The 25,533-nt window shown below is 71.6% G+C and carries 20 protein-coding genes; 19 read left to right on the top strand and 1 reads right to left on the bottom strand.

Features of this window, described 5'->3' with window-relative positions:
- Positions 1–118: 118 nt before the first annotated feature.
- On the bottom strand, positions 119–646 hold the full coding sequence (locus ACFYML_RS20735; RefSeq protein WP_387422190.1) for a CGNR zinc finger domain-containing protein: 528 nt from the start codon (positions 644–646) through the stop codon (positions 119–121).
- 25 nt (positions 647–671) lie between these two features.
- Between ACFYML_RS20735 and ACFYML_RS20730 the strand changes: the two genes are divergently transcribed.
- From ACFYML_RS20730 to ACFYML_RS20640, 19 genes are all read left to right on the top strand, one after another.
- Complete coding sequence (locus ACFYML_RS20730; RefSeq protein WP_387422189.1) at positions 672–842, top strand: hypothetical protein; 171 nt, start codon at positions 672–674, stop codon at positions 840–842.
- A 386-nt stretch (positions 843–1,228) separates the two neighbouring features.
- Positions 1,229–3,355 (top strand): Xaa-Pro dipeptidyl-peptidase, encoded by a 2,127-nt coding sequence (locus ACFYML_RS20725; RefSeq protein WP_387422188.1) that lies wholly within the window; start codon positions 1,229–1,231, stop codon positions 3,353–3,355.
- Between the two features lie 159 nt (positions 3,356–3,514).
- Complete coding sequence (locus ACFYML_RS20720) at positions 3,515–6,112, top strand: M64 family metallopeptidase (protein ID WP_387422187.1); 2,598 nt, start codon at positions 3,515–3,517, stop codon at positions 6,110–6,112.
- Positions 6,113–6,509: 397 nt separating this feature from the next.
- Positions 6,510–7,868, top strand: a complete 1,359-nt coding sequence (locus ACFYML_RS20715; protein WP_387422186.1) for an alpha/beta fold hydrolase — start codon at positions 6,510–6,512, stop codon at positions 7,866–7,868.
- Positions 7,795–9,186 carry an aminopeptidase P family protein gene (locus ACFYML_RS20710; protein WP_387422185.1) on the top strand — a complete coding sequence of 464 codons (1,392 nt, stop codon included), beginning with the start codon at positions 7,795–7,797 and terminating at the stop codon, positions 9,184–9,186. Before ACFYML_RS20715 ends, ACFYML_RS20710 begins: the two co-directional genes overlap by 74 nt.
- Positions 9,187–9,233: 47 nt before the next feature.
- Entirely contained in the window at positions 9,234–10,139 is a 906-nt protein-coding gene (locus ACFYML_RS20705) for a dihydrodipicolinate synthase family protein (protein WP_387422184.1), read from the top strand.
- On the top strand, positions 10,136–11,137 hold the full coding sequence (locus tag ACFYML_RS20700) for a proline racemase family protein (protein WP_387275840.1): 1,002 nt from the start codon (positions 10,136–10,138) through the stop codon (positions 11,135–11,137). Before ACFYML_RS20705 ends, ACFYML_RS20700 begins: the two co-directional genes overlap by 4 nt.
- Positions 11,134–11,817, top strand: a complete 684-nt coding sequence (locus ACFYML_RS20695; RefSeq protein ID WP_387275838.1) for a GntR family transcriptional regulator — start codon at positions 11,134–11,136, stop codon at positions 11,815–11,817. The genes ACFYML_RS20700 and ACFYML_RS20695 overlap by 4 nt, the downstream gene beginning before the upstream one ends.
- Positions 11,814–12,974 (top strand): NAD(P)/FAD-dependent oxidoreductase, encoded by a 1,161-nt coding sequence (locus ACFYML_RS20690; protein WP_387422182.1) that lies wholly within the window; start codon positions 11,814–11,816, stop codon positions 12,972–12,974. Before ACFYML_RS20695 ends, ACFYML_RS20690 begins: the two co-directional genes overlap by 4 nt.
- Entirely contained in the window at positions 12,971–13,276 is a 306-nt protein-coding gene (locus tag ACFYML_RS20685) for a (2Fe-2S)-binding protein (RefSeq protein WP_387422181.1), read from the top strand. Before ACFYML_RS20690 ends, ACFYML_RS20685 begins: the two co-directional genes overlap by 4 nt.
- A complete protein-coding gene (locus ACFYML_RS20680) occupies positions 13,260–14,753 on the top strand; it encodes an NAD(P)/FAD-dependent oxidoreductase (protein WP_387422180.1) in 1,494 nt (497 codons plus the stop codon). The genes ACFYML_RS20685 and ACFYML_RS20680 overlap by 17 nt, the downstream gene beginning before the upstream one ends.
- A complete protein-coding gene (locus ACFYML_RS20675) occupies positions 14,746–16,275 on the top strand; it encodes an aldehyde dehydrogenase (NADP(+)) (protein WP_387422179.1) in 1,530 nt (509 codons plus the stop codon). Before ACFYML_RS20680 ends, ACFYML_RS20675 begins: the two co-directional genes overlap by 8 nt.
- A gap of 328 nt (positions 16,276–16,603) precedes the next feature.
- Positions 16,604–17,146: a 2'-5' RNA ligase family protein gene (locus tag ACFYML_RS20670; protein ID WP_387422177.1), complete on the top strand. Its 543-nt coding sequence runs from the start codon at positions 16,604–16,606 to the stop codon at positions 17,144–17,146.
- 562 nt (positions 17,147–17,708) lie between these two features.
- Complete coding sequence (locus ACFYML_RS20665) at positions 17,709–18,926, top strand: ROK family protein (RefSeq protein WP_387422175.1); 1,218 nt, start codon at positions 17,709–17,711, stop codon at positions 18,924–18,926.
- Positions 18,923–19,873 carry a carbohydrate ABC transporter permease gene (locus ACFYML_RS20660; protein ID WP_387422174.1) on the top strand — a complete coding sequence of 317 codons (951 nt, stop codon included), beginning with the start codon at positions 18,923–18,925 and terminating at the stop codon, positions 19,871–19,873. Before ACFYML_RS20665 ends, ACFYML_RS20660 begins: the two co-directional genes overlap by 4 nt.
- Complete coding sequence (locus ACFYML_RS20655) at positions 19,866–20,678, top strand: carbohydrate ABC transporter permease (RefSeq protein ID WP_387422173.1); 813 nt, start codon at positions 19,866–19,868, stop codon at positions 20,676–20,678. The genes ACFYML_RS20660 and ACFYML_RS20655 overlap by 8 nt, the downstream gene beginning before the upstream one ends.
- Before the next feature lie 30 nt (positions 20,679–20,708).
- The gene (locus ACFYML_RS20650; protein ID WP_387422172.1) at positions 20,709–21,989 is read left to right on the top strand and encodes an ABC transporter substrate-binding protein; all 1,281 of its coding nucleotides are present in this window, start codon (positions 20,709–20,711) and stop codon (positions 21,987–21,989) included.
- 85 nt (positions 21,990–22,074) lie between these two features.
- Positions 22,075–23,190: a glycoside hydrolase family 15 protein gene (locus ACFYML_RS20645; RefSeq protein WP_387422171.1), complete on the top strand. Its 1,116-nt coding sequence runs from the start codon at positions 22,075–22,077 to the stop codon at positions 23,188–23,190.
- Positions 23,187–25,397 carry a TIM-barrel domain-containing protein gene (locus ACFYML_RS20640; RefSeq protein WP_387422170.1) on the top strand — a complete coding sequence of 737 codons (2,211 nt, stop codon included), beginning with the start codon at positions 23,187–23,189 and terminating at the stop codon, positions 25,395–25,397. Before ACFYML_RS20645 ends, ACFYML_RS20640 begins: the two co-directional genes overlap by 4 nt.
- The last annotated feature ends 136 nt before the right edge of the window (positions 25,398–25,533 follow it).

Here is a 25,533-nt window from a genome sequence, read left to right as displayed (position 1 = left end):
TCCGTTCCCGGTGCCTGCCGCCAAGCGGCGTCCCCTGCCGGGGCAGCGTCATGTACAGCGAGGAGAACTCCACGCTGTCGTACCTGCCGAAACTGGCCGCGGGGGCGGGACGCCCGGTTCAACGCACCGGACCGCTCCGGGCGCGGTGGCGGCGTACCGCGTCACGGTTGGCGCACCGGGGTGAGCAGTAGCGCTGCTTGCCGGTCCGGGACAGGTCGGCGTAGATCGTCCGGCACCCGTCCCGGGCACATCGGCCCAGCCGGTCCATGCCGCGACCGGTCAGATGCAGTGCGGTGCCGACACTGATCAGAGCGCGGAGCACGGCCGACAACGGCACGCCGTCGTCCCGGTAGTGCAGGTGCCAGGGCCCGCCCGCGTGGTTGGTGAGCCGGGGGTACGTCGACGCGCTGGCCAGCATGCGGTTGAGCAGCTCCGCCCGCTCGTCCGCCGAGGCGGCGTCGACGATCTCGGACCACTCCTCGACCAACCGGAGGGTGACCGAGAGGTCGACGTCCCGCACCGGCATGTCCATCACCACCCCGGCCGCCCGGCATCGGCGGGCCAGCTCCGGCACCGATCGGGGCGGGTCGTTGGCCAGCTCGACGGCCAGCCGTACCGGGTCGGCGCCGTAAGGGTTGAGATGCATAATGCCATTACAGCAGGCTGTGACCATGAGCGACAGCGACGGGCATGTCTGGCGGACCCGGTCCCGGCACCGGACGAGCGACGGGATCATCTACTACCAGTCCTGCCACTGCGGGCGGTGGCGGATCCGTGCCGGTCGACAGGCCGGAGTCCCGGTCGAGACCCGGCCCCTCTCGACGTACCGGCCACATCGCTGAGCCCGATCCGGCGACGGGGCTGCCCCACCCCGTTGCGACGTTGGATGGCTGGAACCCCACAGAAGTTTCGTCAGCTGTCTGGTGATCCCACTCCGAGCTGCCAGCTACGGTCTTGTGGCCGGCAGAGAGATCGGTGAATGAAGGCGGCGGAGGCGGTCGCCTGCCGGCAGGCGACCGACGGGTTCCGGCGATGCCTGGGGAGCGGAATGCCCCGGCAAGGGGGGACGGCGTTGGTCGGACGGCTGGCTACCTCAGCCATGGCACGAAACCGGATCAGACCGAGCACGCCTCACTGCTCACGTCGACACGAGCCGGGTCGAACTACCGACTGTGGCGGGCGGCCCGGGCCCTTCGGGATCGCCGGCTGACGATAGAAGGGACTCTTGATGGCGCGACGAAAGCTGCGCCCGCGGGCGGCCGGCCTCACCGCCGTGTCCGCCGCGGTGACGCTGGCTCTTTCGCTAGGGGTTGCGGGACCGGCCGCGGCCAGCCCGGATGAGGTCGGGCCGGTCTTCGTCGACGGGCAGGCTCAGATCGTCCCGGAGTTTGCGAACTCCAGCAGCTGGATCCGCCAGCGGTTGTGGGTGGAGACCGAGTTCGACTCCGACGGCGACGGCAAGCTCGACCGCATGCACGTGGACGTCACCAGGCCGGCGCAGACCGAGCAGGGGTTGAAGGTCCCGGTTGTCTACGAGAGCAGCCCCTACTACGCCGGTACGGCGTCCAGCCAGTCGCAGTACTTCTGGAACGTGCGACACGAGCTCGGTGAGCAACCGCAGGCCCGGCTCTCACCGCCACCGATCGCCCACCAGCCGGGTCGGACCTCGGTGTCCACCAGCGAGGTCAGCACCTGGGTGCCGCGCGGGTTCGCCGTGGTCCACTCCGACTCTCCGGGTACCGGGCTGTCGCAGGGCTGCCCGACGGTCGGCGGACCCAACGAGTCGCTGGCGCCGAAGGCGGTGATCGACTGGTTGAACGGCCGCGCGAAGGGCTACACCAGCGTCACCGGGGATCAGGAGGTCTCGGCGACCGGTTGGGCGACCGGCAAGGTCGGCATGACCGGTACGTCGTACAACGGCACTCTGCCGCTCGCCGCCGCGACCACCGGAGTCGACGGTCTTGAGGCGATCATCCCGATCGCGCCGAACACCTCGTACTACCACTACTACCGCTCCAACGGGCTGGTCCGGAATCCCGGCGGTTGGGTCGGCGAGGACATCGACTACCTGTTCGACTACATCAACAGCGGCTATCCGGAGCGCCGGGCGTACTGCATCGACACGATCCGGGTCGGCGAGATGAACCGCAACCAGGACCGGGCGAACGGCGACTACAACGACTTCTGGGCCGGTCGGGACTATCTCCACGCCGTCGGGACCGTCAAGGCCGCCACTCTGATGGCGCACGGGTTCAACGACTGGAACGTGGTGCCCGAGCACAGCGTGCGGATCCTCGAGGCGCTGAAGGCACAGGGGACGCCGGTGCAGGCGTACTACCACCAGGGCGGACACGGCGGTGCCCCGCCGCTGGACATGCGCAACCGGTGGTTCACCCGCTACCTGTACGGCGTCCAGAACGGGGTCGAGAACGACGCCCGGGCCTGGGTGGTGCGGAACGAGACCGGTGCCAGCCAGCTCACCCCGTACGCGGACTACCCCAACCCGGCCGCGGCGCCGGTCACCATGGTGCTGAAGCCCGGCGGTAACACCACCGGCGAGCTGACCTCGTTGGCTCGGCCCGGCAAGGGTGTGGAGTCGCTGGTCGATGCCGGCAACACCGCGTGCAATGCCGGCGCGCTGGCCACCACGGTGTCCGACCATCGGCTGCTCTACGTGACGCCGGAACTCACCGCGCCGGTGCACATCTCCGGTACGGCGCAGGTGACGCTCCGGATGAGCGCGAGCAAGCCGGCGGCCAACCTGTCGGTGGCGCTGGTGCGGCTGCCGTGGACCGGCGGATCGGGTTGCGAGTCGAGCACCCGGGGCACCACGACGAGCATCATCACCCGGGGCTGGGCGGACCCGCAGAACCGCCACTCGCTCACCCGGAGCGAGCCGCTCGTGCCCGGCGAGTTCGTCGACGTGACCGTGCCGCTGCAGCCGGATGACCAGGTCATCCCGGCCGGCTACCGGATCGGCCTGATGGTCTTCTCCACCGACCACGAGTTCACGCTGCACCCGGCCCCGGGCACCGTGCTCAACGTCGACCTGGCCGCAACGGCCCTGCGGCTGCCCGTGGTCGGCGGCCCGCTGGCGATGCCGGTCTGCGCGAGCACCGACGCCCGGGCGACGGTGGTGGTCGGCGGCGTCGACAGCGGTGTGCCCAACCACCCGCTGGCCGGCAACTGCACGATCAACGACCACCTCCTCGACGGGGAGCAGTGGTCGAACCACGGCCAGTTCGTGACCCACGTCAACCAGGTCGCGGACCAGCTGGTCGCGGCTGGGGTGGTCACCTCGGGGCAGCGCGGGGCCATCGTGTCGGCGGCCGCCCGGTCGCGCATCGGCAAGTGACGAAGTAGCACGGAGGCTTCCGTGGGCGGCGCACGTAGACGTTGGACGGGCGGCGCCCACGGAAGTTCTGTCAGGTGTCCGGTGGTTCTCGCTCGGTACCGGGGGCAGCTTCCGGTGGCCGGAGGGAACGCCGGCGGATGAAGGTGAGGTGGAGAGCGAGTGAGACTGAAGGTCGCGACCCTCGCGGCGCTAGCCTTGGTGGCCGGCTTGCTGACCGGCGCCGGCCCGGCGAGCGGCGCCCCGGCGGACGGCCCGCCGATGCCGTTGCCCAACCCGAAGGTGCATCCGATTCAAGTCACCGGCCCGGCGGCCGAGCGGTTGAATCTGATCATCCTCGGTGACGGCTACCAGTGGGACCAGCAGGGGATTTTCCTGAAGGACGTGGACCGCAACCTGGCCATCATGTGGGCCACGGAGCCGTTCCGGACCTACCGCGACTACATCAACGTGTACGCGGTGGAGATCGCCTCGATCGACTACGGCGTCCGGTGCGACCCGGACGGCCGGGTACGCAACCCGGACGGCACGATCCGGGACACCGGCCAGCGCGAGGGCCCGATCGACGCCAAGAACACCGCGCTGCGAATGATCTACCAGAACGGCTGTAACGATCCCCTGTCGCGCGGCACCGTCTACGGCGGTGCGCCGGTGAACTGCGCGAGCTACGCCGCCTACTACCCAGCGGGTGTGAACCCGTGCGAGACCGGGAACCAGGCGCACAACCGGATCATCGACAACTACGTCGCGCCGGTCCTGGGTATCCCGCGCACGGCGCAGAACCTGCAGACCCTGGCGATCTTCAACACGTTCACCTACGGCGGGATCGGCGGCACCCAGGCGACGACCTCGGGCGGCTCCCCGCAGGGCCCGCTGATCTCGCTGCACGAGATCGGCCACTCGCTCGGCACGTTGGTCGACGAGTACCCGTACTCGTCCCGCGACGTGGTGCGGCCCTGCTACACCGGCGGTGAGCCCAGCAGCTTCCACCACACCATCTACCGCGACCCGCAGAAGATGGTCGAGGACCAGCAGAAGTGGTGGCGCTGGATCGGCGAGGAGAGCCTGTCCGGCGGCACGATCGGGACGCACGAGGGCGGCGGCATGTACCCGTGCGGCCAGCGCCGGCCGAGCGAGCACTCGATGATGCGCTGGATCGGGTTCGACTTCGACCAGATCGGCCTCGAGCACATGGTCGCCCGGGTGACCGGGATGCGTAACTCCGGGCAGATGAACGTCCGGCACAGCCCGTTGGGCACCGTGGCGTCCGACAGCGTGCTGTGGGTCGAGCCCGGACAGCCGCGCTACCACGAGCTGCAGGTCACCTGGCGAGTCGGTGGTCCGAACGGCACCGTGCTCGACACGCACAACAGCAGCAGCCTCGACCTCGGCGAGTTGGACCTGCCCGCCGGGACCGTGGTGCACGTCGAGGTGCGGGACCCGGTGGGGCCGGACGGCATCGACTGGGTTCGCAACCCGTCGACCGCCAACACGGCCACGAACTCGGGCTACAACGGAGCGCGGTTCGTGCAGACCCGGCAGTGGACGGTGGGTGACACCAAGGTGACCCCGTCGTCGCCGGCCGCGACCATCACCGGCTCCACGCCGAACACCCAGCCGGTCGCCGGCGACGAGGTGGTCTACGTGCGGACCGACCACCCGGCCGACCGGATCCTCGACGTGGCCTGGTCGCTCGACGGCAAGACGCTGCCGAACCCGCACAACAGCCGCAACCTCGACCTCGGCGCGCTGAAACTGGCGCCGGGCACCCACCAGCTGGCCGCCACGGTGACCGACCCGGCCGATCCGGGTGGCGTCTCCGACCGGATCGACTGGACCGTCGACAACGCGATGCCGACCGCGCCGCGTACCCTGTCGGAGCCGCTGACCCGGCTCGGGGACAACATGGAGCACCCGGTGTACTTCAACGGGTGGGACATGTGGCTGGACCCGCAGGACGACCACACCGGCTATGCCGAGGACCGCTACGTCGTTGGTCAGCTCCGGCTGAACAAGGACGGCTGGTTCAACTACTTCGGGTTCCCCGAGCAGCCGATGCCCGAGTCGCCGTTCCAGTTCCGTCACTCGGGCACGAACATCAAGGCCCTGACGTACGGCAACCTCGGTACCGGCGGCCTGTCGAAGGCGGCGTTCGAGCAGACCCTGCCCGACGACCACCCGGGCGGCGGGTTCGTGCCGGGGTTCGGCACGCACCTGGTCGAGCACCGGGCCATCGACGCGGCCGGCAACGTCGGCGAGCCGAGCGCCTACCGGGCCACGGTGCTGCCGGGCTCGTCGCCCGACTGCACGCGTACCCTGACCGGCCAGCAGCCGCGGGTCGTGGTCAGCGAGGGGGTGACCTGCCTCAAGGGTGCCCAGGTGAACGGTGGGGTGTCGGTGCGTCCGGGCGCTTCGCTGGTGGTCAGTGACAGCTCGATCGACGGCGGGTTGACGGCGACCGGCGCTCAGGCGGTGCAGCTGTTCGGCAGCACGGTGAACGGCCTCGCCCGGATCACCGGAGCCACCCGGGACGTGACCATCGCGGGCAGCACCTTCAACGGCTCGCTCACCCTGTCGGACAACGTCCAGGTGACGGCCAACGACCGGTTCAGCCGGCTGGCCGGCGCCTACGGGCCGATCCTGGTCGGTAGCCGGGTCAACGGACCGCTGAGCTGCACCGGCAACAGCGCGGCGGTGAAGGACTTCGGCGCGCCGAACACGGTGACCGGTGCCAAGGGCGGTGACTGCGCGGCTCTGTAGCGCGCCGTTGCTGCAACAGGAACATCTGGTGGGCCGGCAGTCGCCGGCCCACCAGTCTCTTACCGTTGTCGCCCTGCACTGGATCGACCAGTCGAGTGCAATGTTACTGGGGGAGGCGTTCGGTGCCTCTTATGGCTATCTATCCGCTTTTAGGGCCGAGGCGGTCCGGCGAGCGGGGCCAGCCTGGGCGTCATGTCACCTCGCCCACGGCGATTGCCGGTCGGGTCGCGGCTGCCCGCCTTCGCTTGGCGGGCCGCGCTCGCTTCCCGGTTGCCCCCCTCTATGCAGTGTTCGCGGCTGCGTCTAGGATCAGTGCAATGGCACACCTTACTGGGGGGGCGTTGATGGCATCTGGGCGGCGCAGCCCCGAGCGCGTCCGGCAGGAGAAGTGGGCCCGATGACCGTTACCGCGAGTTACACGATCCCCGGCATGCGGGTCCGCGATCACGTGACCGACGTGCCGCTGGACTGGTCCGACCCGGCGCGTGGCACCATCCAGCTCTTCGCCCGTGAGATCGTCGATCCGGTACGGGCCGGTGAGGATCTGCCGTGCCTGGTCTACCTGCAGGGCGGACCGGGCGGGAAGGGCCCCCGCCCGCTCGACCGGTCCGGCTGGCTCGGCCAGGCACTGCGCGACTACCGCGTCGTCCTGGCGGACCAGCGCGGCACCGGCCGCAGCACCCGCGTCGACGGTCGCCGGATGAGCGGGTTCGCGTCGGCCGAGGAGGCCGCCGGCTTTCTCGCGTGCTTCCGGGCCGACTCGATCGTCGCCGACCACGAGCACCTGAGGAAGACCGTCTTCGGCGGCCGGCGCTGGTCCACCCTCGGGCAGTCCTACGGCGGCTTCCTCACGTTGACCTACCTTTCGAAGGCCCCGGAAGGCCTGAGTGCCTGCTACGTCACCGGCGGACTGCCCGGTCTCGACCCGTCGGCGGCCGAGGTCTACCGGCGCACCTATCCCCGGGTCGAGGCGAAGAACCGGGCGTTCTACCGGCGCTACCCGCACCAGGTGGCACAGGTGAGCCGGATCGCCGACCGGCTGGCCGAGGGCGATGTGCTGCTGCCCGACGGCGACGTGCTCACGGTCCGGCGGTTGCAGTCGCTCGGCATCGACTTCGGCATGAAGCCCGGATACGAGCGCATGCACTGGCTGCTCGACGAGGCGTTCTCGGGGACCGAGCTGTCGACGACCTTTCTGCACCAGGTGCTGGCCAGGACTTCGTACAGCGACAACCCCCTGTTCGCGGCCCTGCAGGAGAGCATCTACGGCCACGGCGCCGCCGCCACCGCCTGGGCGGCGCAGGCCGAACGGGCGCGGCACCCGCAGTTCGCCGAGGAAGCCAGGCCGCTGCTGTTCACCGGCGAGATGATCTATCCCTGGATGTTCGAGGAGATCGCCGAACTGCGCCCGTTCCGCGGCGCCGTCGAGCTGCTGGCCGCCCGAGCGGAGTGGCCGCAGCTCTACGACCTCGACCGGCTGGCCGGCAACGAGATCCCGGTGGCCGCCGCCGTCTACTACGACGACATGTACGTGGACGCCGGCCTGCAACTGGACACCGCCTCCCGGGTCGGAAACGTCCAGACCTGGGTCACCAACGAGTACGAGCACGACGGCATCGGCGACGACCGGGTCTTCAGCCGGCTGACCGAGCTGGTCCGGGAACTGGGCGGAGGAGTCACCGGTGAACCCGCGACCCGAGCCGACGGAGGACCGGGCCGGCCGGTCGGCCAGACAGGAGGAGCCGCAGTTGCGTGAAGGTAAGCCGCCGAAGCTGTCCGAGATCGCGGCGTTCGCGGAATACATGAACACCGGATGGGGCGTGCCGGACCGCACCCCGTCGGTCGTCCCCGGCGCCGCCGACGCAGCCGCCGCCCACCGGGCCCGGCTGGCCGAGGCGCTCCCGGGCCGGACCATCGTGCTGGCGGCGGGGGAGGCGCCCGTGCGCAGCAACGACACGACGTACGACTTCCGCCCGGACAGCGACTTCGTCTGGGTGACCGGCTGCGGGATCGAGCACGCCGTGGTGGTGCTGCGCGACGGCGACGCCACGCTCTACCTGCCACCGCCCGCTGTCCCCGGCGACTCCGGGTTCTGGACCGACGCCCGTTACGGCGAGCTGTGGGTCGGGGCCGCTCCGGGACCGGCCGACTGGGCGCGAGCGCTGGGCGTCGAGGTCCGGCCGCTCGCGGAGCTCACCGAGGACGTGACCCGGGACGAGGAGGTGGGCCGGACCCTCGCCGAACTGCGCATGTACAAGGACGAGTGGGAGATCGGGCAGCTCCGGGAGGCCGTGGACCGCACGGTCGAGGGCTTCGCCGCGGTCGTCCGCGAGATCCCCACCGCGATCGCCGGGCCCGGGGAGCGGTGGCTGCAGGGCACCTTCGACCGGTACGCCAGGGCGTACGGCAACGCCCCCGGCTACGCCACGATCGTCGGCAGTGGCCGCCACGCGCCCACGTTGCACTGGGTGCGCTGCGACGGCCCGGTGCTGCCCGACGAGGTGCTCCTGCTCGACATGGGCGTCGAGGTCAGGAGCTTCTACACCGCCGACGTCACCCGCACGTTCCCCGCCTCCGGCCAGTTCTCTCCCGCACAGCGGCAGGTGCACGACCTGGTGGAACAGGCCCACCGGGCCGGGCTGGCGGCGGTCGGCCCCGGCCGCCGGTTCACCGAGTTCCACCATGCGGCGATGGAGGTGATCGCGCGGGGGCTGGCGGACTGGGGACTGCTACCGGTCTCCGTGGACGAGGCGCTCTCCGACACCGGCCAGCACCACCGGCGCTATCTGGTGTGCGGCATCGGCCATCACCTGGGGCTGGACGTGCACGACTGCGGCCGGGCCGCGGCGGAGGCCTATCAGGGCGCCGTCATGGCACCCGGCATGGTGCTCACCGTCGAGCCCGGGCTGTACTTCCACGCGCACGACCTGACCGTGCCTCCGGAGCTGCGCGGGATCGGCGTGCGCATCGAGGACGACCTCCTCGTCACGCCGGACGGCACGGAGGTGCTGTCCCGCGCGTTGCCGCTGGAGGCCGACGGTCTGGAGAAGTGGATGGCGGCTCAGATCATGTGAGATAGCGCGCTGTCAGACTTCTCGATCCGACCACCAAGGAGATCCCAATGACCACCCCTGCCAAGCCGTGGCGCGGCGTCAACGTCGCGACGGCACTGCCCTTCCATGACGACCTCTCCGTCGACTACGACTCGTTCGCCGAGCACGTGCGGTTCCTCGCCGCCGGCGGCTGCGACGGGGTGACGCCCAACGGCTCGCTCGGCGAATACCAGACGCTGACCCCGGAGGAGCGGGCCCGCGTCGTCGAGGTGGCCGTCCAGGCCGCCCCCGCCGGGTTCGGTGTGATGCCCGGCGTCGCCGCCTACGGCGCGCTCGAGGCCCGCCGCTGGACCGAGCAGGCCGCCGCGGCCGGGGCCACCTCCGTCCTGCTGCTGCCGCCGAACGCCTACCGCGCCGACCGGGCGGCCGTCGTCGAGCACTACCGCGAGGTCGCCCGGGCCGGGCTGCCGGTCGTCGCCTACAACAACCCCATCGACACCAAGGTCGACCTCACTCCCTCGCTGCTCGCCGAACTGTTCCACGAGGGCCTGATCGTCGGCGTGAAGGAGTTCACCGGCGACGTCCGCCGGGCGTACGAGATCGCCGAGCTGGCACCTGGCCTGGACCTCCTGGTCGGTGCCGACGACGTGCTGCTCGAGTTGGGCCTCGCCGGAGCCGTCGGCTGGATCGCCGGCTATCCGAACGCGATCCCGGAGAGCACCGTGGAGCTCTACCGGCTGGCCACCTCGGGCGACCCCGCCGACATCGCCAAGGCGGTGCCGATCTACCGCGACCTGCATCCGCTGCTGCGCTGGGACTCCAAGACCGAGTTCGTCCAGTCGATCAAGCTGTCGATGGACGTCGCCGGCCGTAAGGGCGGGGCCTGCCGTCCGCCGCGACTGCCGCTTCCGTCCGAGCTGGCGGCCCGGATCACCGCCGACACCGAAGCCGTCCTGAGCAAGGGCTACCGATGAGGTCCCGCCGCACGTTCCATGCCGTCGACTCGCACACGGAGGGCATGCCCACCCGAGTCGTCGTCGGCGGCATGGGCACGATCCCCGGGGCGACCATGGCCGAGCGCAGGCTGTGGTTCATGGAGCACAGCGACGACATCCGCACCCTGCTGATGTACGAGCCGCGCGGCCACAGCGCGATGAGCGGGGCGATCCTGCAGCCGCCGACCCGTCCCGACGCCGACTACGGCGTGCTCTTCATCGAGGTCTCCGGGCTGCTGCCGATGTGCGGCCACGGGACCATCGGGGTGGCGACGGTGCTCGTTGAGACCGGGATGGTGCCCGTCGTCGAACCGGTGACCACGATCCGGCTCGACACCCCCGCCGGACTGGTCGTCGCGTCCGTGGCGGTGCGCAACGGCGCGGCCGAGTCGGTCACCATCCAGAACGTCCCGTCGTTTTCGTACGCGCTGGACCGGAAGGTGCAGGTGCCGGGCTTCGGGAACGTCGGGTACGACATGGCCTTCGGCGGGAACTTCTACGCGATCGTCGAGCTGGCGGAGCTGGGGTTGCCCTTCGACCGGTCCCGCGCCGGTGACCTGCTGGCCGCCGGCTTGGCGATCATGGAGGCGGTGAACGAGCAGGACCCGCCGATCCACCCCGAACGCGACGACATCAGCGGCTGTCACCACGTCTATCTGAAGGCCCCCGGCTCCACCGCCTCGTTGTCCCGGCACGCCATGGCCATCCATCCCGGCTGGTTCGATCGTTCCCCCTGCGGCACGGGCACGAGCGCCCGGATGGCCCAGCTGCACGCGCGCGGCGAACTGGGCCTCGGTGAGGACTTCGTCAACGAGTCGTTCATCGGCACCCGCTTCACCGGCCGGCTGCTCGGCGAGACCACGGTCGGGTCGCTGCCCGCCGTGCTGCCCTCGATCACCGGGCGGGCGTGGATCACCGCGACCTCGCAGTTCCACCTCGACCCCACCGACCCGTTCCCGGCGGGGTTCCTGCTGTGAGCCCCGCGCCCGTCCCGGATCTGCCCGGCGTCGGCCGCAGGGAGAATCTCCGCGACCGGATCAGGGAGGCCCTGCGCGCCGCGATCATCTCCGGCAAGCTCGAGCCCGGCGTGGTCTACTCGGCGCCCGCGCTGGGCGCGCAGCTCGGCGTCTCGCCCACACCGGTACGGGAGGCCATGCTCGACCTGGTGAAGGGCGGTCTGGTCGTCCCCCACCCGAACAAGGGCTTCCGGATCACCGAGGTGTCCGAGGAGGACCTCGACAACCTGGCCGCCGTGCGGCTGCTCATCGAGCCGCCGACCGTGCGGGACGTGGTGGCGGTGATCCCGAAGGAGGACATCCCCGAACTGCGGACACTCGCGCAGGCCATCGTCGACGCGGCGGAGCGGGGCGACCTGGTCGGCTACATCGAGGCCGACCACGTCTTCCACCTGACCCTGCTCGGCTACAGCCGCAACCGGTTCCTGGTCGACGTCGTCGCCGACCTGCGCTCGCAGACCCGGCTGCTCGGCCTGACCCCGCTGCTGGAGAGCGGCAGCCTGGGCCGCTCAGCCGCCGAGCACCACGAGATCCTGGACTTCATCGAAGCCCGCGACCCGTCCGGGGCCGAGTTGCTGATGCACCGGCACATCGGGCACGTGCGAGGTCTGTGGGCAGGTGGCGCCAAGGACGCCACATGACCAGCGCGGATCTTGTGGTGGTCGGGGCGGGGGTCGTCGGCGCTGCCAGCGCCTACTTCGCGTCGCTGGCCGGGGTGCGGGTGGTCGTCGTCGATCGCGGCGCGATCGCCGGGGGCACCTCCAGCGCCGGCGAGGGCAACGTGCTGGTGTCCGACAAGGAGGCCGGCCCCGAGCTCGACCTGGCGTTGTACTCGCAGCGGGTCTGGCGCGAGGAACTCGCGGAACACGCCGACCTGTGGGAGTTCGAGGCCAAGGGCGGCCTGATCGTCGCGGCGTCAGAGCAGAGCGTCGCATCGCTGCGCGACCTCGCCGTCCGGCAGCGCCGGTGCGGTGTCGAGGTCCGCGACGTCGCGCGCACCGAGTTGCGCGACTACGAGCCGCACCTTGCCCCGGAGCTCGCCGGCGGCGCCTTCTATCCGCAGGACGCCCAGGTTCAGCCCATGCTGGTCGCGGCGCAGCTGCTGCGGCTGGCGCGCGAGCGAGGGGCACAGGTGCACACCCGCACCGAGGTGACGGGCTTCCTGCGCGACGGCACCCGGGTGACGGGCGTGCGGACCACCGGGGGCGACATCTCCGCCGGGGCGGTGCTCAACGCCGCCGGCACGTGGGCCGGCGGGGTCGCCGACCTCGCCGGGGTGCGCGTCCCGGTGCTGCCCCGCCGCGGCTTCGTCCTGGTCACCCAGCCGATGCCGCCCCGGACGATCCGCCACAAGGTGTACGCCGCCGAGTACGTCGGCGACGTGGCCAGCTCCGACGCGGCCCTGCAGACCTCGCCCGTCGTCGAGGGGACCGCCAGCGGCACCATCCTCGTCGGCGCGTCGCGCGAGCGCGTCGGGTTCGACCGGACCGTCTCCGTCACCGCGATCAGCACGCTCGCGGCCAAGGCGATCACGCTGTTTCCGATGCTTCGCGAGGTCCGCGCGATGCGCACCTACCTCGGCTTCCGCCCATACTGCCCAGATCACCTGCCCGTCATCGGTCCCGACCCCCGCGCGCCCGGCCTCTGGCACGCCTGCGGCCACGAGGGCGCCGGCATCGGCCTGTCCGCCGGCACCGGCAGGCTGATCGCCCAGGCGCTCATTGGGGAGCGGCCGGACCTGGACCTCACGCCGTTCGCCCCGGACCGATTCGCGGACGCCGAGAAGGAACCCCGATGACTCACCAGATGACCTTCCGTGGCGGCACCGTTGCGGCGGAGCCCGGCCAGAGCGTCGCCGCCGCGCTGGTCGCCGCCGGAATCCACGACTGGCGCACCACCCGTAAGGGCGGTCGGCCCCGGGGATTGTTCTGCGGCATCGGCGTCTGCTTCGACTGCCTGATCACCGTCGACGGCGTCCCCGACCAGCGCGCCTGCCTGGTCGCCGCCGCCGACGGCATGACCCTCGGCGACGACGCCGAGGCCGGCGCGGACCGCGAGGACGCCGGAGACCGGAGGAACGCCGATGCCGCAGGTGCCTGACGTCGCCGTGGTCGGCGCGGGTCCGGCCGGCCTCGCCGCCGCCGTCGAGGCCGCCGAGGCCGGGCTCGGCGTCGCCCTGATCGACACCGCCGGGCAGCCCGGCGGGCAGTACTGGCGGCACTACGACGAGAACCATGCCCGCCCCGACGATTCCGCCGGCCATCACGGCTGGCCGGTCTTCGCCCGGCTGCGGGACCGCATGTACGCCCTCCGGGCCGCCGGCCGGATCCGTTACCTCCCCGGCCACCAGGTCTGGCTCGTCACCCGCGACGACAGCGGCGCGTTCATCCTCCGGATGACGGCCACCATCGCCACGGCCGGCGGGACGGACCGCACACTCGTCACGCGGGCACTGATCCTGTGCCCCGGGGGATACGACCGGCAGCTGCCCCTCCCCGGCTGGGACCTGCCCGGCGTGATGACCGCGGGCGGGGTGCAGGCCCTGCTCAAGGGGCACCGCACCACGGCGGGACGGCGAGCCGTCGTCGCCGGCACCGGCCCGTTCCTGCTTCCCGTGGCCACCGGCCTCGCGCGGGCCGGGGTGACCGTCGCGGCCGTCGTCGAGGCCAACGGCACGCTCGGTTGGCTGCGCGACCCGGCCGGCGCGATCTCCGCGCCCGGCAAGGGCGTCGAGGCACTGCAGTACGCGGCACTCATGGCCCGACACCGCATCCCGTACAGGACCAGAACGGTGATCCGGGAGATCCTCGGAAGCGACCGGGTCGAGGCGGTCCGGCTCGCCAGGGCGGACCGTGACGGCCGCCCGACCGGGCCGGACGAGGAGATGCCCGTCGACGTCGTGGCCCTCGGCTGGGGCTTCACCCCGTCGCTCGAGCTGCCGCTCATGCTCGGTGCGCAGACGGCGAAGGACGTCGACGGATCTCTCGTCGTGACCGTAGACGACCGCCAGCGCAGCAGCGTCGAAGGACTGTACGTCGCCGGCGAGGCGACCGGCGTGGGCGGCGCGGCCCTGGCTGTCCAGGAAGGACGGTTGAGCGCCTTGGCTCTCGCCGACGCACTGGGCCGCCCGGCCGATCCGGCCGCGATGAGGCGACTGGGCCGCGCCGTCCGGCGCGGGCGCCGCTTCGCCGCTGCCATGCACCGGACCTATCCGGTGCCGCCCGCGTGGCCGCAGTGGCTGTCCGAGACGACCCCGGTCTGCCGCTGTGAGGAGGTCTCGTACGGTGACCTGCGGCAGGCGCACGACGACCTCGGCGCGGAGGATGCGCGCACCTTGAAGATGCTCGCCCGGCCGGGGATGGGCTGGTGCCAGGGGCGGGTGTGCGGCTTCGCCACCGCCGGGATCGCGGCCTGCCTGAGCAGACGCGATACCACGTCCGAGGACCTGCGCAGCCTGGCCACGCGCAGCCTCGCCGTACCGGTGCCCCTGGGCGAGCTCGCCGCCCTGACCGAAGACACGACGCCCGTCGAGGCGGCCGGAGAACCGACGCAACAGAGAGGACGAGACGGTGAGTGACGTGCTGAGCATCGACCCGCGTACCGGAGCCCCGCGGGGACGCGTGGCGACCGAGTCGACGGCGGAGGACGTGGACGAGGCGGTGCGGGCCGCCGCCGCGGCCGCCCCGGCACTCAGGGACCGCGCCGCGCGGGCCGACCTGCTACGCACGGCGGCCGCGCTCCTGGAGAAGAACGGTGAGGAGATCATCGCGGCCGCCGATGCGGAGTCGGCGCTCGGCCGGGTACGGCTCACCGGCGAGCTCGCCCGCACCTGCTACCAGCTCCGCGCGTTCGGGGACGTGGTCGAGGCGGGCGGCTACCTGGACGTGATCATCGACCACGCCGACCCGCAGGCGGCGCCCGCGCCCCGCCCCGACCTGCGGCGCTACAAGGTGCCGCTGGGCGTGGTCGCGGTCTTCGCGGCGAGCAACTTCCCGCTGGCCTTCAGCGTGCCGGGCGGCGACACCGCGAGTGCGCTGGCCGCGGGATGCCCGGTCGTGGTCAAGGCGCACCCGGACCATCCGGCCACCTCCGTCCTGTGTGCCCGGATCCTCCGCTCCGCGGCGGCCGAGGTCGGGTTGCCCGAGGACGTTGTCCGCCTGGTCCACGGTTTCGACGCGGGCCCGGAACTCGTCCGCCACCCACTCACCGCCGCCGTCGGGTTCACCGGCTCGGTGCGCGGCGGCCGCGCGTTGTTCGACATCGCGTCCTCCCGGCCGCGGCCGATCCCGTTCCACGGCGAGTTGGGCAGCCTCAACCCGGTCGTGGTGACCACGCGGGCGGCCGAGACCAGAGCGGACGAGATCGGAGCGGGGCTTGCCGCCTCGTACACCCAGGGTCTGGGCCAGTTCTGTGTCAAGCCGGGCCTCGTCCTGCTCCCGGCGGGACCGGCGGGCGACGCCGTCATCCGGGCGGTCGTCACGGCGACGGTCCCGTCCGGGCCACTGCTCGACCCGCGCATGCGTGAGGCGTTCCTCGCCGGAGTCCGCTCCCGCGCCGCGCTCCCAGGCGTCGCCGAACCGCTCGGGGCGGGGGAGGCCGGCGACGACGAGACGCCCCTGGCGGTCCGGCCGGGGTTGCTGACCGTCGCGGCGTCGCGGCTCGCCGAGGGCGGCCCGTACCGGGAACTGCTGGAGGAGTGCTTCGGGCCGGTGACCGTGCTGGTCCGCTACGGCTCGACGGTCGAGCGGGACGCGGTGCTCGGCGCCCTGCCGGGCAACCTCACCGCGACCGTGCACCTGGGCGCCGACGAGCGGGACGCCGCGGCGGCGGAACTGGTCGCCGGGCTGAGCGGGATCGCGGGGCGGGTCGTCGTGGACGGCTGGCCCACCGGGGTGACGGTCGCCCCCGCCATGCAGCACGGCGGTCCGTACCCCGCCTCCACCAGCGGCTCGACCTCGGTGGGAAGCACCGCGATCGAGCGCTGGCTGCGGCCGGTCTGCTACCAGAACACCCCGGACCCGCTGCTCCCACCGGAGCTGCGCGAGGCCAACCCGCTCGGCCTTCCCCGCCTCGTCGACGGGATCCGCACGACCTCGTAGCGGCTCGGGTGCGGGGCGCGGTGGGCCGCAGGTTCGCGTGATGATGAGAGCTGGTCGCCGGAGAACGGAGTGAACGTGGCAGGTGACGACGACGCGTACGACCATCGCCCGGTCCTGCTGGCTACGGCTGGCCGGCGGACAGTTCGTCGAGGCCAGCGCCCCGCCGGCCGGCTGAGGTGCCGGCCCTGGCCCGTCCGGACCAGGCATCAGTCACGAGTGAGTCCTGGCGGTAGCGCGTCCTGGTCAGGTTTGACTCGGCGGGCGCCGGACGGGGGCTGCTGGCTATGTCGAGTCGCAGGATCCGCGTGACGAGATCTAGGATCGCGCCATGGGGGCGGTGTTGGGTCGAAGTGCCCTGGTGGTCGAGGTCCCGGAGGCCGAAGCGGCAGTGGGGTGCCACCGTGATGTCCTCGACGCCACCGCCAGGTTAGGAGTCCCGGCGCACATCACCGTGCTGTTTCCGTTTGTGCCTCCAGCTCAGATCGACGCGATGGTCGTAGCTGAGCTGCAACGGATCTTCGCCGGCACGGCCGCGTTCGACTTCCGGCTGACCCGCACCGCATGGTTTGGCGACGAGGTCCTGTGGCTCGCGCCGGAGGATTCCCAGCCGTTCCGGATGCTCACCGAGCTCGTGCATGCGGCCTTCCCGGCTTTCCCGCCGTACGAGGGGCAGTTTGACGACGTCGTTCCGCATCTGACGGTGGCTGATGGCTGCGACCTGGCGGACATGCAGGCTGCAGAACGGGCTATCGAGCAGCATCTGCCACTGCGGGGACTTGCCCGGAAGGTGTCGCTCATGGCTCAGTTCGATGACAGCGGCACGTGGACCAGACATACGAGCTTCCCGTTGGCCGAGCCAGGCAGGAGTTGAAGGTCCTCGCATGCCGCCGCTCGGCCCGGGCGCGGTGGGACGGGGCCAACCTTCGGGGAGCCGTCGCCGAACGCGTCGTCGGGTGGCCGGACGGCGCCTGAAGCGCCACAGTCGGCGACGCCGACCGGTGGGGACTGGTGCGGATCTGCGAACCGAGGGCGGAGTGGCGGTGTGCCTAGACTGGCCCGCCGTACGTGACGGCTTGGCGGACGAGCCGAGGTGCCTTTGCGGCGAGCTGTGGATCTGGCCGCGCTCCGAGCGCATCGTTGATGGTGGAGAACGCCAGCCGGAACGCTGAGTTCGGCCAGTCTGGATCCCCACGCCAGCGCACAGTAGGCGTCGCTACGGGCCGCGGCGGTGGCCGCGACCATCACCGCCACCTCCCCGGGGGCGACAGGTCTGACTCGAGGGGTGTCCGGCATTTCGGTCGAATCCGTCCGGACCGGTTCGACCGGACGGCGGGTGGTGTCGCAACTTTGGCCCCGGTTGGGGATTGACACGTCGGCCCTATCTTCCGAGACTTTCTTCGGCCATCGAATTTGGCTTCGGAAGGAAGTGTGCCGTGACGGCTGCGACCTCAGGTCCCCGCCTGCGAGACGTCAACCGGGTCGCCGTGCTGGCCCTGATCGGGCGACACGGGCCGATCTCGCGTGCTGACATCGCCCGGCGGCTGGGCCTCAGCCCACCGACCGTCACGGCGGTCACCCGCTCCCTGATCGAGGCGGGCGTCATCCACAAGGTCGACGACGGCATGCCGCGCGGCGGACGGCCGAGCGAGCTGCTCGCCGTGGTGGGCCCGGCCGCACACGCGATCGGCGTCAAGGTCGCCGCCGGTCGGCTCACCGGGGTACGCGCCGACCTCGACGGCACTGTCCTGGACACCTTCGCGGCACCGTTCGACGAGAGCGCCGTCAACCCCTTCGACGCCCTGTCCGAGCTGCTCGCGCCGCACGTCGCCGCGGCCGGTCATCCACCGCTGCTCGGCGTCGGGCTCGGTGTTCCCGGCTTCGTCGACAGCCGCACCGGCCTGGTCGAGGCGCCACTGCTCGGCTGGCGGCACATGCCCCTGCGCGACTATCTCAGCCGGCTGCTCAACGCGCCGGTGCTGGTCGACAACGACGTCAACACCCTGGCGGCCTACGAGCACCTCTACGGGCTCGGCCGGCCGTATGAGGACTTTCTGACCATCACCCTCGGGCAGGGCGTCGGTGGGGCCGTCGTCCTCGGCGGCGACCTGCGCCGGGGCGGGCACGGCGCCGCCGGTGAGCTCGGGCACCTGCCGATCGACCCCGACGGGCCGCCCTGCCACTGCGGCAAGCGCGGCTGCCTGGAAACGTACGTGAGTGACGCGGCCCTGCTCGCCGAGGCACGGAAGCTGGGTGCCGTCGGCCCGGACGCCGGATCGGCCGTCCTCCGGGCGGCGGCGGACCGCGGCGACCCGGCGGCCCGGGCCGTCTACCGCGCCGCGGGCGAGCGCCTCGGCGCCGTCGCGGCCGGGTTGGCCACCGTGCTCGACCCGCAGGCGGTGCTGGTCAGCGGTGAGGGGACGCTGGCCTGGACCCACCTGGCCGAGGGATTCCTCACCGCCCTGCGCGCGGGCATGTTCCCGCCGATGGCCGACGGGGTCAGCGTCCACGTCGACCCGTGGGACGACGCGAAGTGGGCGCTGGGCGCGGCCGCGTTGGTGCTCCGGGCACCGTTCACGCTGAACGCGGAGGCGCAGGGCGACGCGATCCGGGCCCGGCTCGCCGCGTTCCCCGGTGCCGAGGTGTCCCAATGACCGCGCCGCCCGCCGCCGCGACCACCCGACCGGCACCCCGCGACGCGGGGAGGCGCTACCGCCGCCGCACCACCGGCCGCCGGGTGCGGAACATGGCCGCGGCGGCCGGCTTTCTCGCTCCCAGCCTGGTGCTGCTGCTCGGGTTCTGGATCGGCCCGATGGCCGGCACCGCCTGGGTGAGCCTGCAGGACTGGAACCTGATCGGCGTACCGACTTTCGTCGGCCTGGACAACTACACCGAACTGCTGGGCGACGCCGAGTTCCACGCCGCGCTCGGTCACACCCTGGCCTACCTGGCCGGCTACCTGCCCCTGGTGCTGGTCTGCGGGCTCGCCGTGGCGCTGCTGCTCGACGCGAAGCTGCCCGCGATGACCCTCTACCGGGCCGTCTTCTTCCTGCCCGTGATCAGCAGCTGGGTGGCGGTGTCGCTGCTGTGGAAGTGGCTGCTCAACCCGGCCGACGGGCTGGTCAACCGGATCCTCGGCGCGGTCGGCGTGGCCGGACCCGGGTGGTGGACCGACCCGGACTGGGCGATGCCGTCCGTGGTGCTCGCCTCCGTCTGGAAGGACGTCGGCTTCGTCGCGGTGATCCTGCTGGCCGGCCTGCAGGCCATCCCGCGTGACCTGCTGGAGGCCGCCGCCCTCGACGGCGCCGGCTGGTGGCGCAGGCTGCGCAGCGTCACCCTGCCGCTGCTCTCCCCGTCGCTGTTCTTCGTGACCGTGATCAGCCTCATCAACGGCTTCCAGGTCTTCGACCAGGTGTGGGTGATGACCGAGGGCGGCCCGGGTGGCGCGTCCAGCGTCGTGGTCGAGCAGATCGTCAACTACGCGTTCTCGTACGGGCGGGTCGGCTACGCCTCCGCCATGAGCATGGTGCTCTTCGCGGTGATCCTCCTGGTCACCCTGGTCCAGCTCCGACTGCAACGCAGGTGGGTGCACTATGACTAGGAAGATCCTGCGCTACCTCGCGCTGACTCTCGGCGCGGTGGCGATGCTCGGGCCGTTCGCCTGGATGCTGGTCACCTCGCTCACCGGTGACCCGCAGCTCGCCCGGGTCGACGCGCCCCTGCTGCCCGATCCGCCCACCGTCGAGGCGTACCACCGGCTGGGCGACGCATTCCCGTTCTGGCGCTTCGCCGCCAACAGCGTCGGCGTCGCCGTCGTGTCCACCCTGCTGCAACTGGTCACCAGCGCCACCGCCGCGTACGCGTTCAGCCGGCTGCGCTTCCCGGGCAGCAACGCGGTGTTCGCGCTCTACCTGGCCACCATGATGATCCCGATGCAGGTGATCATCGTCCCGCTGTTCATCGAGATGCGCCACCTCGGGCTGGTCGACAGCTACGCCGGGCTGCTGCTGCCCACGGCGGTCTCCAGCTTCGGCGTGTTCATGCTCCGGCAGGCATTCCTGGCACTGCCCAAGGAACTGGACGAGGCGGCGTACGTCGACGGGGCCGGCCACCTGCGGGTCTTCGCCCAGGTGCTGCTACCGCTGGTGGCCCCGGCGCTGGCCACGTTCGCCGTCTTCGCCTTCATGTCCAGCTGGAACGCCTTCCTCTGGCCGCTGGTCATCGCGCAGACCGAGGCGCACATGACCCTGCCGGTCGGGCTGTCGTTGCTCCAGGGCCGCTACAGCACCGCGTGGAACGTGGTGATGGCCGGCTCCAGCCTGTCCGTCCTGCCGATCCTCGCCCTGTACGTCTTCGCCCAGCGCTACGTCGTACGCGGCATCACCTTCACCGGAATCAAGTCCTAGCCACCACCCCACCCCCGAAGGAGATATCCGATGACCACGAGAAGACGGCTCCTGGCGGCTGCCGCCGGGGCCCTCGCCACGGCCACCCTGCTCGCCGCCTGCGGGCAGGACGCGTCCGGCGGAGCCGACGACGGCGCCACCGGCACGGTCACCTACTTCACCTTCTCCGCCGCCCCCGACCATCTGAAGGATCTCGACGCGATCAAGGCCGAGTTCGAGAAGCAGAACCCCGGCATCACCGTCCAGGTGCAGACCGCGGCGTACGACGACTACTTCACGAAGCTGCAGACGGCGATCGCCGGCGGCACGGCGCCGGACACGTTCGAACTCAACTACGAGAACTTCGTGACGTACGCCCGCGCGGGCGCGCTGCTGCCGCTCGACGAGCGGGCCAAGGCCGACAAGGACTACGACGCGAACCGGCTCTACCCGAAGGCGCTGGAGGCGTTCCAGTTCAAGGGCAAGCTCTACGCGGTGCCGTCGACGTTCTCCGACGTGGTGCTGTTCTACAACAAGAAGCTCTTCGACGCGGCCGGCGTCGCCTACCCGACGGCGGACTGGACCTGGGCCGACGAGCGGGCCGCGGCGCAGAAGCTGACCGACAGGAGCAAGGGAATCTACGGCGACTACCAGCCGGTCACCTTCCACGAGTTCTACAAGGCGCTGGCCCAGAACGGCGGATCCTTCCTGTCGGAGGACGACAAGAAGGCGACGTTCAACGACGCCAAGGGCCTGGAGGCGGCCCAGTGGCTGCTCAGCAAGCCGGGCACGGTGCAGCCGACGGTCGCCGAGATCGGCGGCAAGGCCGACTACGACACCGCGCTGTTCAAGTCGGGCAAGCTCGCCATGTGGCACAACGGGATCTGGCAGATCTCCGGGCTCGCCGGAACCGCCGGCCTGGACTTCGACATCGTCACCGAGCCCGGTAACACCCGGAAGGCCAACGCGGTGTTCATGAACGCCACCGCGGTGTCCGCCAAGACGAAGAAGGGCACCGCCGCCTGGAAGTGGGCGAGGTTCCTCGGCTCGTCGCAGAAGGCGGTGGAGACCCGGCTCGCGTCCAACTGGGAGCTGCCCGCGGTCAACGACCAGGCCGCGTTCGACAGCTACCTCACCAAGACTCCGCCGGCCAACCGTAAGGCCGTTTTCGATGCGCTCGAGAACATCGCGCTGCCGCCGGTCCTCGACGCTCAGCAGGCGAAGATGCAGGACACGGTCACCAAGGCGCTGGAGAAGGCCGCCTCCGGGCAGGCCACCCCGCAGCAGGCGCTCGACGAGGCGGCAGCCGCCGTCACCGCCCTCATCAAGTAGGTGACCCTGAACGGGGGTGCGGCCGTTCCGCGCTCGGCCGCACCCCCGCACGTACCATACCGACCTTTCCTCAAGGAGCCCTCCCGTGCCGACCGCCGCACGGTCCGACCTGCGTACCCTGGTCGAGTCCAGCCTCACCCTCATCGAAGCCCACCAGCATTCCTCCGGCGCGTACCCGGCCAGCCCCGACTACCCCGTCTACCGGTACAGCTGGCTGCGGGACGGCGCGTTCATCGCCGACGCGATGAGCCGCGCCGGCCGGGCCGACAGCGCCGACCGGTTCCTGCGCTGGTGCGCCACCGTGATCGACGCCCGGGCCGACCGGATCGCCGACCTGGTCGCCCGGTCCACCGGGGGCGAGCAGATCCCCGCCGACGAGATGCTGCCGACCCGCTACACCCTCGACGGTGGTGACGGCGACGAGCCCTGGTGGAACTTCCAACTCGACGGCTACGGCACCTGGCTGTGGGTCCTGGCGACGCACGCGACGCGGCACGCCCGCCCACTCGCCGTGTACCGGCCGGCGATCGAGTCCACCGTGGACTACCTGGTCGCGTTCGGGGACCGCCCCTGCTACGACTGGTGGGAGGAGCACGCCACACACCGCCACGTCGCCACCATCGGCGCGGTACTGGCCGGCCTGCGGGCCGCCGTCGGGGCCCGCGACGAGTACGGCGACCCGGTGCTCGACGCCGCCCGCGCCCGCGCCGCCGCCGACCGCGTCACGGCGCTCGAGGCGCTCGTCTCCAGCGAGGGAGTCGCGGACGGGCACCTCACCAAGTGGCTCGGCGGCACCGCCGTCGACGGCAGCCTGCTGGCCTGCCTCACCCCCTTCGAGGTGGTCGACCCGCGCGGTCCGGTCGCCGAGCACACCTATGACCAGGTACGCCAGCAGCTGCTGCGCGGTGGCGTCTACCGCTACCTCGGTGACACCTTCTACGGCGGCGGGGAATGGCTGATCCTCACCGCCTGGCTGGGCTGGCACGAGGCACGCACCGGCCGTACGGAGGAGGCGATGCGCCGGCTGGACTGGATCGCCGCGCAAGCCACCACCGAGGGGCACCTGCCCGAGCAGGTCAGCGGCAACACCCAACGACCCGAGTACATCGCCGAGTGGACCGACCGCTGGGGCCCCGTCGCCACGCCCCTGCTGTGGTCGCACGCCATGTTCGTCACGCTCGCCCTGGAGGTCGGACTGTGACCGCTCCACTGATCAGCCACCGTCCGGCGGGCACCGGCCACCCCTACCGCCACGATCTCGACCAGCGCGTCCCGGTGCACCCGCTGCGGGGCGAGGAGTACGAGATCCGCGTGCTCTCCACTCCGGAGGTGACCGCTGTCGACGTCGAGTTCGGCGACGGCACCCGGGTGAGCGCCGACCGGGCCGACCCGGCCACCGTGACCCTCGACTTCGGCGCACCGGCCGCGCCCGCCGCCGGCTCCGCCGGCCACCTGGCGGCGGCGGCCACCGCGGCCCCGGACACCGGCGGCCGCACGGCCTGGATCGCCCGGGTGACGGCCGACGCCGACGACGCGTACACCGTCGTCGCCCGCACCGGCGCGGGCGGCGACGTCCGGACCGGCCCGTTCCCGGTACGGCCGCTGGCCTGGCGGCGCGACGGCGGACGCCTCGAACTGCGCGACCCCGGCGCTGTCGGCGCCCTCGATCCTGACAGCGTCGAATGGCTGGCCGGCAGCGACGGGCCCCGCCGCGTGCGCTTCGCGCTGCGGCTCGCGGCGGCCGAGCACGTCGTCGGCTTCGGCGAGCGCTACCACGCGCTCGACCAGCGCGGCCAGGTGCTCGACGCGACAGTCTTCGAGCAGTACAAGCGGCAGGGTCACCGCACCTACCTGCCGATGCCGTTCGCCGTGGTCACCGGCGGGGACACCGGCTGGGGCTTCCACGTGGTGACCAGCCGGCGGACCTGGTACGACGTCGGTGCCAGCCGGCCGGACCGCATCCTCGTCGAGGCCGAGATCGACCCCGCGGACCCCGCGCTGCCACTGCGGCTTTACGCCGGAGAGCCGGCAGCGGTGGTCCGGCAGTTCCTCGGCGAGACCGGGCAGCCCCCCGTGCCGCCGTCCTGGGTGTTCCGCCCGTGGATGAGCGGGAACGAGTGGAACACCCAGGCCCGGGTGCTGGCCGAGGTACGCCGCAGCCTCGCTGAGGACATTCCCGTCGGCGCGATCGTCATCGAGGCATGGAGCGACGAGGCGACCTTCGTCGCCTTTCGCGACGCCCGCTACCGCGTGCACCCGGACGGCGCGCCGCACCGCCTCGCGGACTTCGAGTTCCCGCCCGACGGCGCCTGGCCCGACCCGAAGGCGATGATCGACGAGCTGCACGAGGCCGGGGTGAAGGTGCTGCTTTGGCAGATCCCGCTGATCCCGACCGATCGGGGTGACGACGGTCAGATCGCCGCCGACCTGGCGACCCTGGCGGAGCGTGGGTACGCCGTCCGCGACGCCGACGGCTCGCCGCACCGCAACCGCGGCTGGTGGTTCCCCGGCGCGTTGCTGCCCGACTGGACCAACCCGCAGGCGCGGCAGTGGTGGCTGGACAAGCGCCGCTACCTGGTCGAGGACCTCGGTGTCGACGGCTTCAAAACCGACGGCGGCGAGCACCCCTGGGGCCATGACCTGCGATATTTCGACGGGTCGCGGGGCGACGAGGCGAACAACCTGTTCCCGGTGCGCTATGCGGCCGCCTACCACGAGCTGATGCGTTCGGCCGGGGTCGACGGGGTGACCTTCAGCCGGGCCGGCTTCACCGGCTCGGCCGTGGCACCGGCGCACTGGGCGGGTGACGAGGACTCCACCTGGGAGGCCTACCGGGCGTCGATCACCGCGGGGCTGACCGCCGGTGTCGGTGGCATCTACTTCTGGGGTTGGGACCTGGCCGGCTTCTCCGGGGAGATTCCCGACGCCGAGCTCTACCTGCGCTCGGCCGCGGCCGCGTGTTTCGCCCCGCTGATGCAGTACCACTCGGAGTTCAACCACCACCGCGAGCCGTCGGTGGACCGCACGCCGTGGAACATCGCCGAGCGGACCGGCGAGCCGCGCGTGCTGGAGGTGTTCCGGCGCTTCGCCCGGCTGCGCGAGGACCTCGTGCCGTATCTGGTGGAGCAGGCGGAACGGTCGGTGCGGACCGGCAAGCCGCTGATGCGGCCGCTGTTCTTCGATCACCCCGGCGACGAGCGGGTGTGGAACTGGCCGCAGCAGTGGCAGCTCGGCGACGATCTGCTGGTGTCGCCGGTCACCGAGCCGGGCGTGACGACCTGGCCGGTGTGGCTGCCGGCGGGGGAGTGGGAGGACTTCTTCACCGGCGAGCGGCACGTGGGTCCGGTCGAGGTGCACCGGAGCGTGCCGATCGACGAAATCCCCGTCTACCGGCGCCTGCCGGGATGACCTGAACCGCCGATCACCGGCGTGCCGGACCGCGTCGCGCGTCCGGCACGCCGTGCCAAGTGGCCACTGCCCACTTGTTCGATTGAAGGAAACTTCCGTTCGATCTCTTGCGCGTGTCAGTGCTCGCCGCCGACAG

It is taken from the genome of Micromonospora sp. NPDC007230, assembly GCF_042869115.1.
In the GTDB taxonomy this organism is placed as follows: Bacteria; Actinomycetota; Actinomycetes; order Mycobacteriales; family Micromonosporaceae; genus Micromonospora.
The sequence above is the reverse complement of the archived record's forward strand: the minus strand, read 5'-3'. Positions and strand labels throughout refer to the sequence as shown.

Bases quoted from the DNA above. Each gene is read 5' to 3' on its own strand.
- ACFYML_RS20735 (WP_387422190.1), bottom strand. From the start codon at position 646: ATGCATCTCAACCCTTACGGCGCCGACCCGGTACGGCTGGCCGTCGAG.
- ACFYML_RS20730 (WP_387422189.1), top strand. From the start codon at position 672: ATGAGCGACAGCGACGGGCATGTCTGGCGGACCCGGTCCCGGCACCGG.
- ACFYML_RS20725 (WP_387422188.1), top strand. From the start codon at position 1,229: ATGGCGCGACGAAAGCTGCGCCCGCGGGCGGCCGGCCTCACCGCCGTG.
- ACFYML_RS20715 (WP_387422186.1), top strand. From the start codon at position 6,510: ATGACCGTTACCGCGAGTTACACGATCCCCGGCATGCGGGTCCGCGAT.
- ACFYML_RS20705 (WP_387422184.1), top strand. From the start codon at position 9,234: ATGACCACCCCTGCCAAGCCGTGGCGCGGCGTCAACGTCGCGACGGCA.
- ACFYML_RS20700 (WP_387275840.1), top strand. From the start codon at position 10,136: ATGAGGTCCCGCCGCACGTTCCATGCCGTCGACTCGCACACGGAGGGC.
- ACFYML_RS20690 (WP_387422182.1), top strand. From the start codon at position 11,814: ATGACCAGCGCGGATCTTGTGGTGGTCGGGGCGGGGGTCGTCGGCGCT.
- ACFYML_RS20685 (WP_387422181.1), top strand. From the start codon at position 12,971: ATGACTCACCAGATGACCTTCCGTGGCGGCACCGTTGCGGCGGAGCCC.
- ACFYML_RS20680 (WP_387422180.1), top strand. From the start codon at position 13,260: ATGCCGCAGGTGCCTGACGTCGCCGTGGTCGGCGCGGGTCCGGCCGGC.
- ACFYML_RS20670 (WP_387422177.1), top strand. From the start codon at position 16,604: ATGGGGGCGGTGTTGGGTCGAAGTGCCCTGGTGGTCGAGGTCCCGGAG.
- ACFYML_RS20660 (WP_387422174.1), top strand. From the start codon at position 18,923: ATGACCGCGCCGCCCGCCGCCGCGACCACCCGACCGGCACCCCGCGAC.
- ACFYML_RS20655 (WP_387422173.1), top strand. From the start codon at position 19,866: ATGACTAGGAAGATCCTGCGCTACCTCGCGCTGACTCTCGGCGCGGTG.
- ACFYML_RS20650 (WP_387422172.1), top strand. From the start codon at position 20,709: ATGACCACGAGAAGACGGCTCCTGGCGGCTGCCGCCGGGGCCCTCGCC.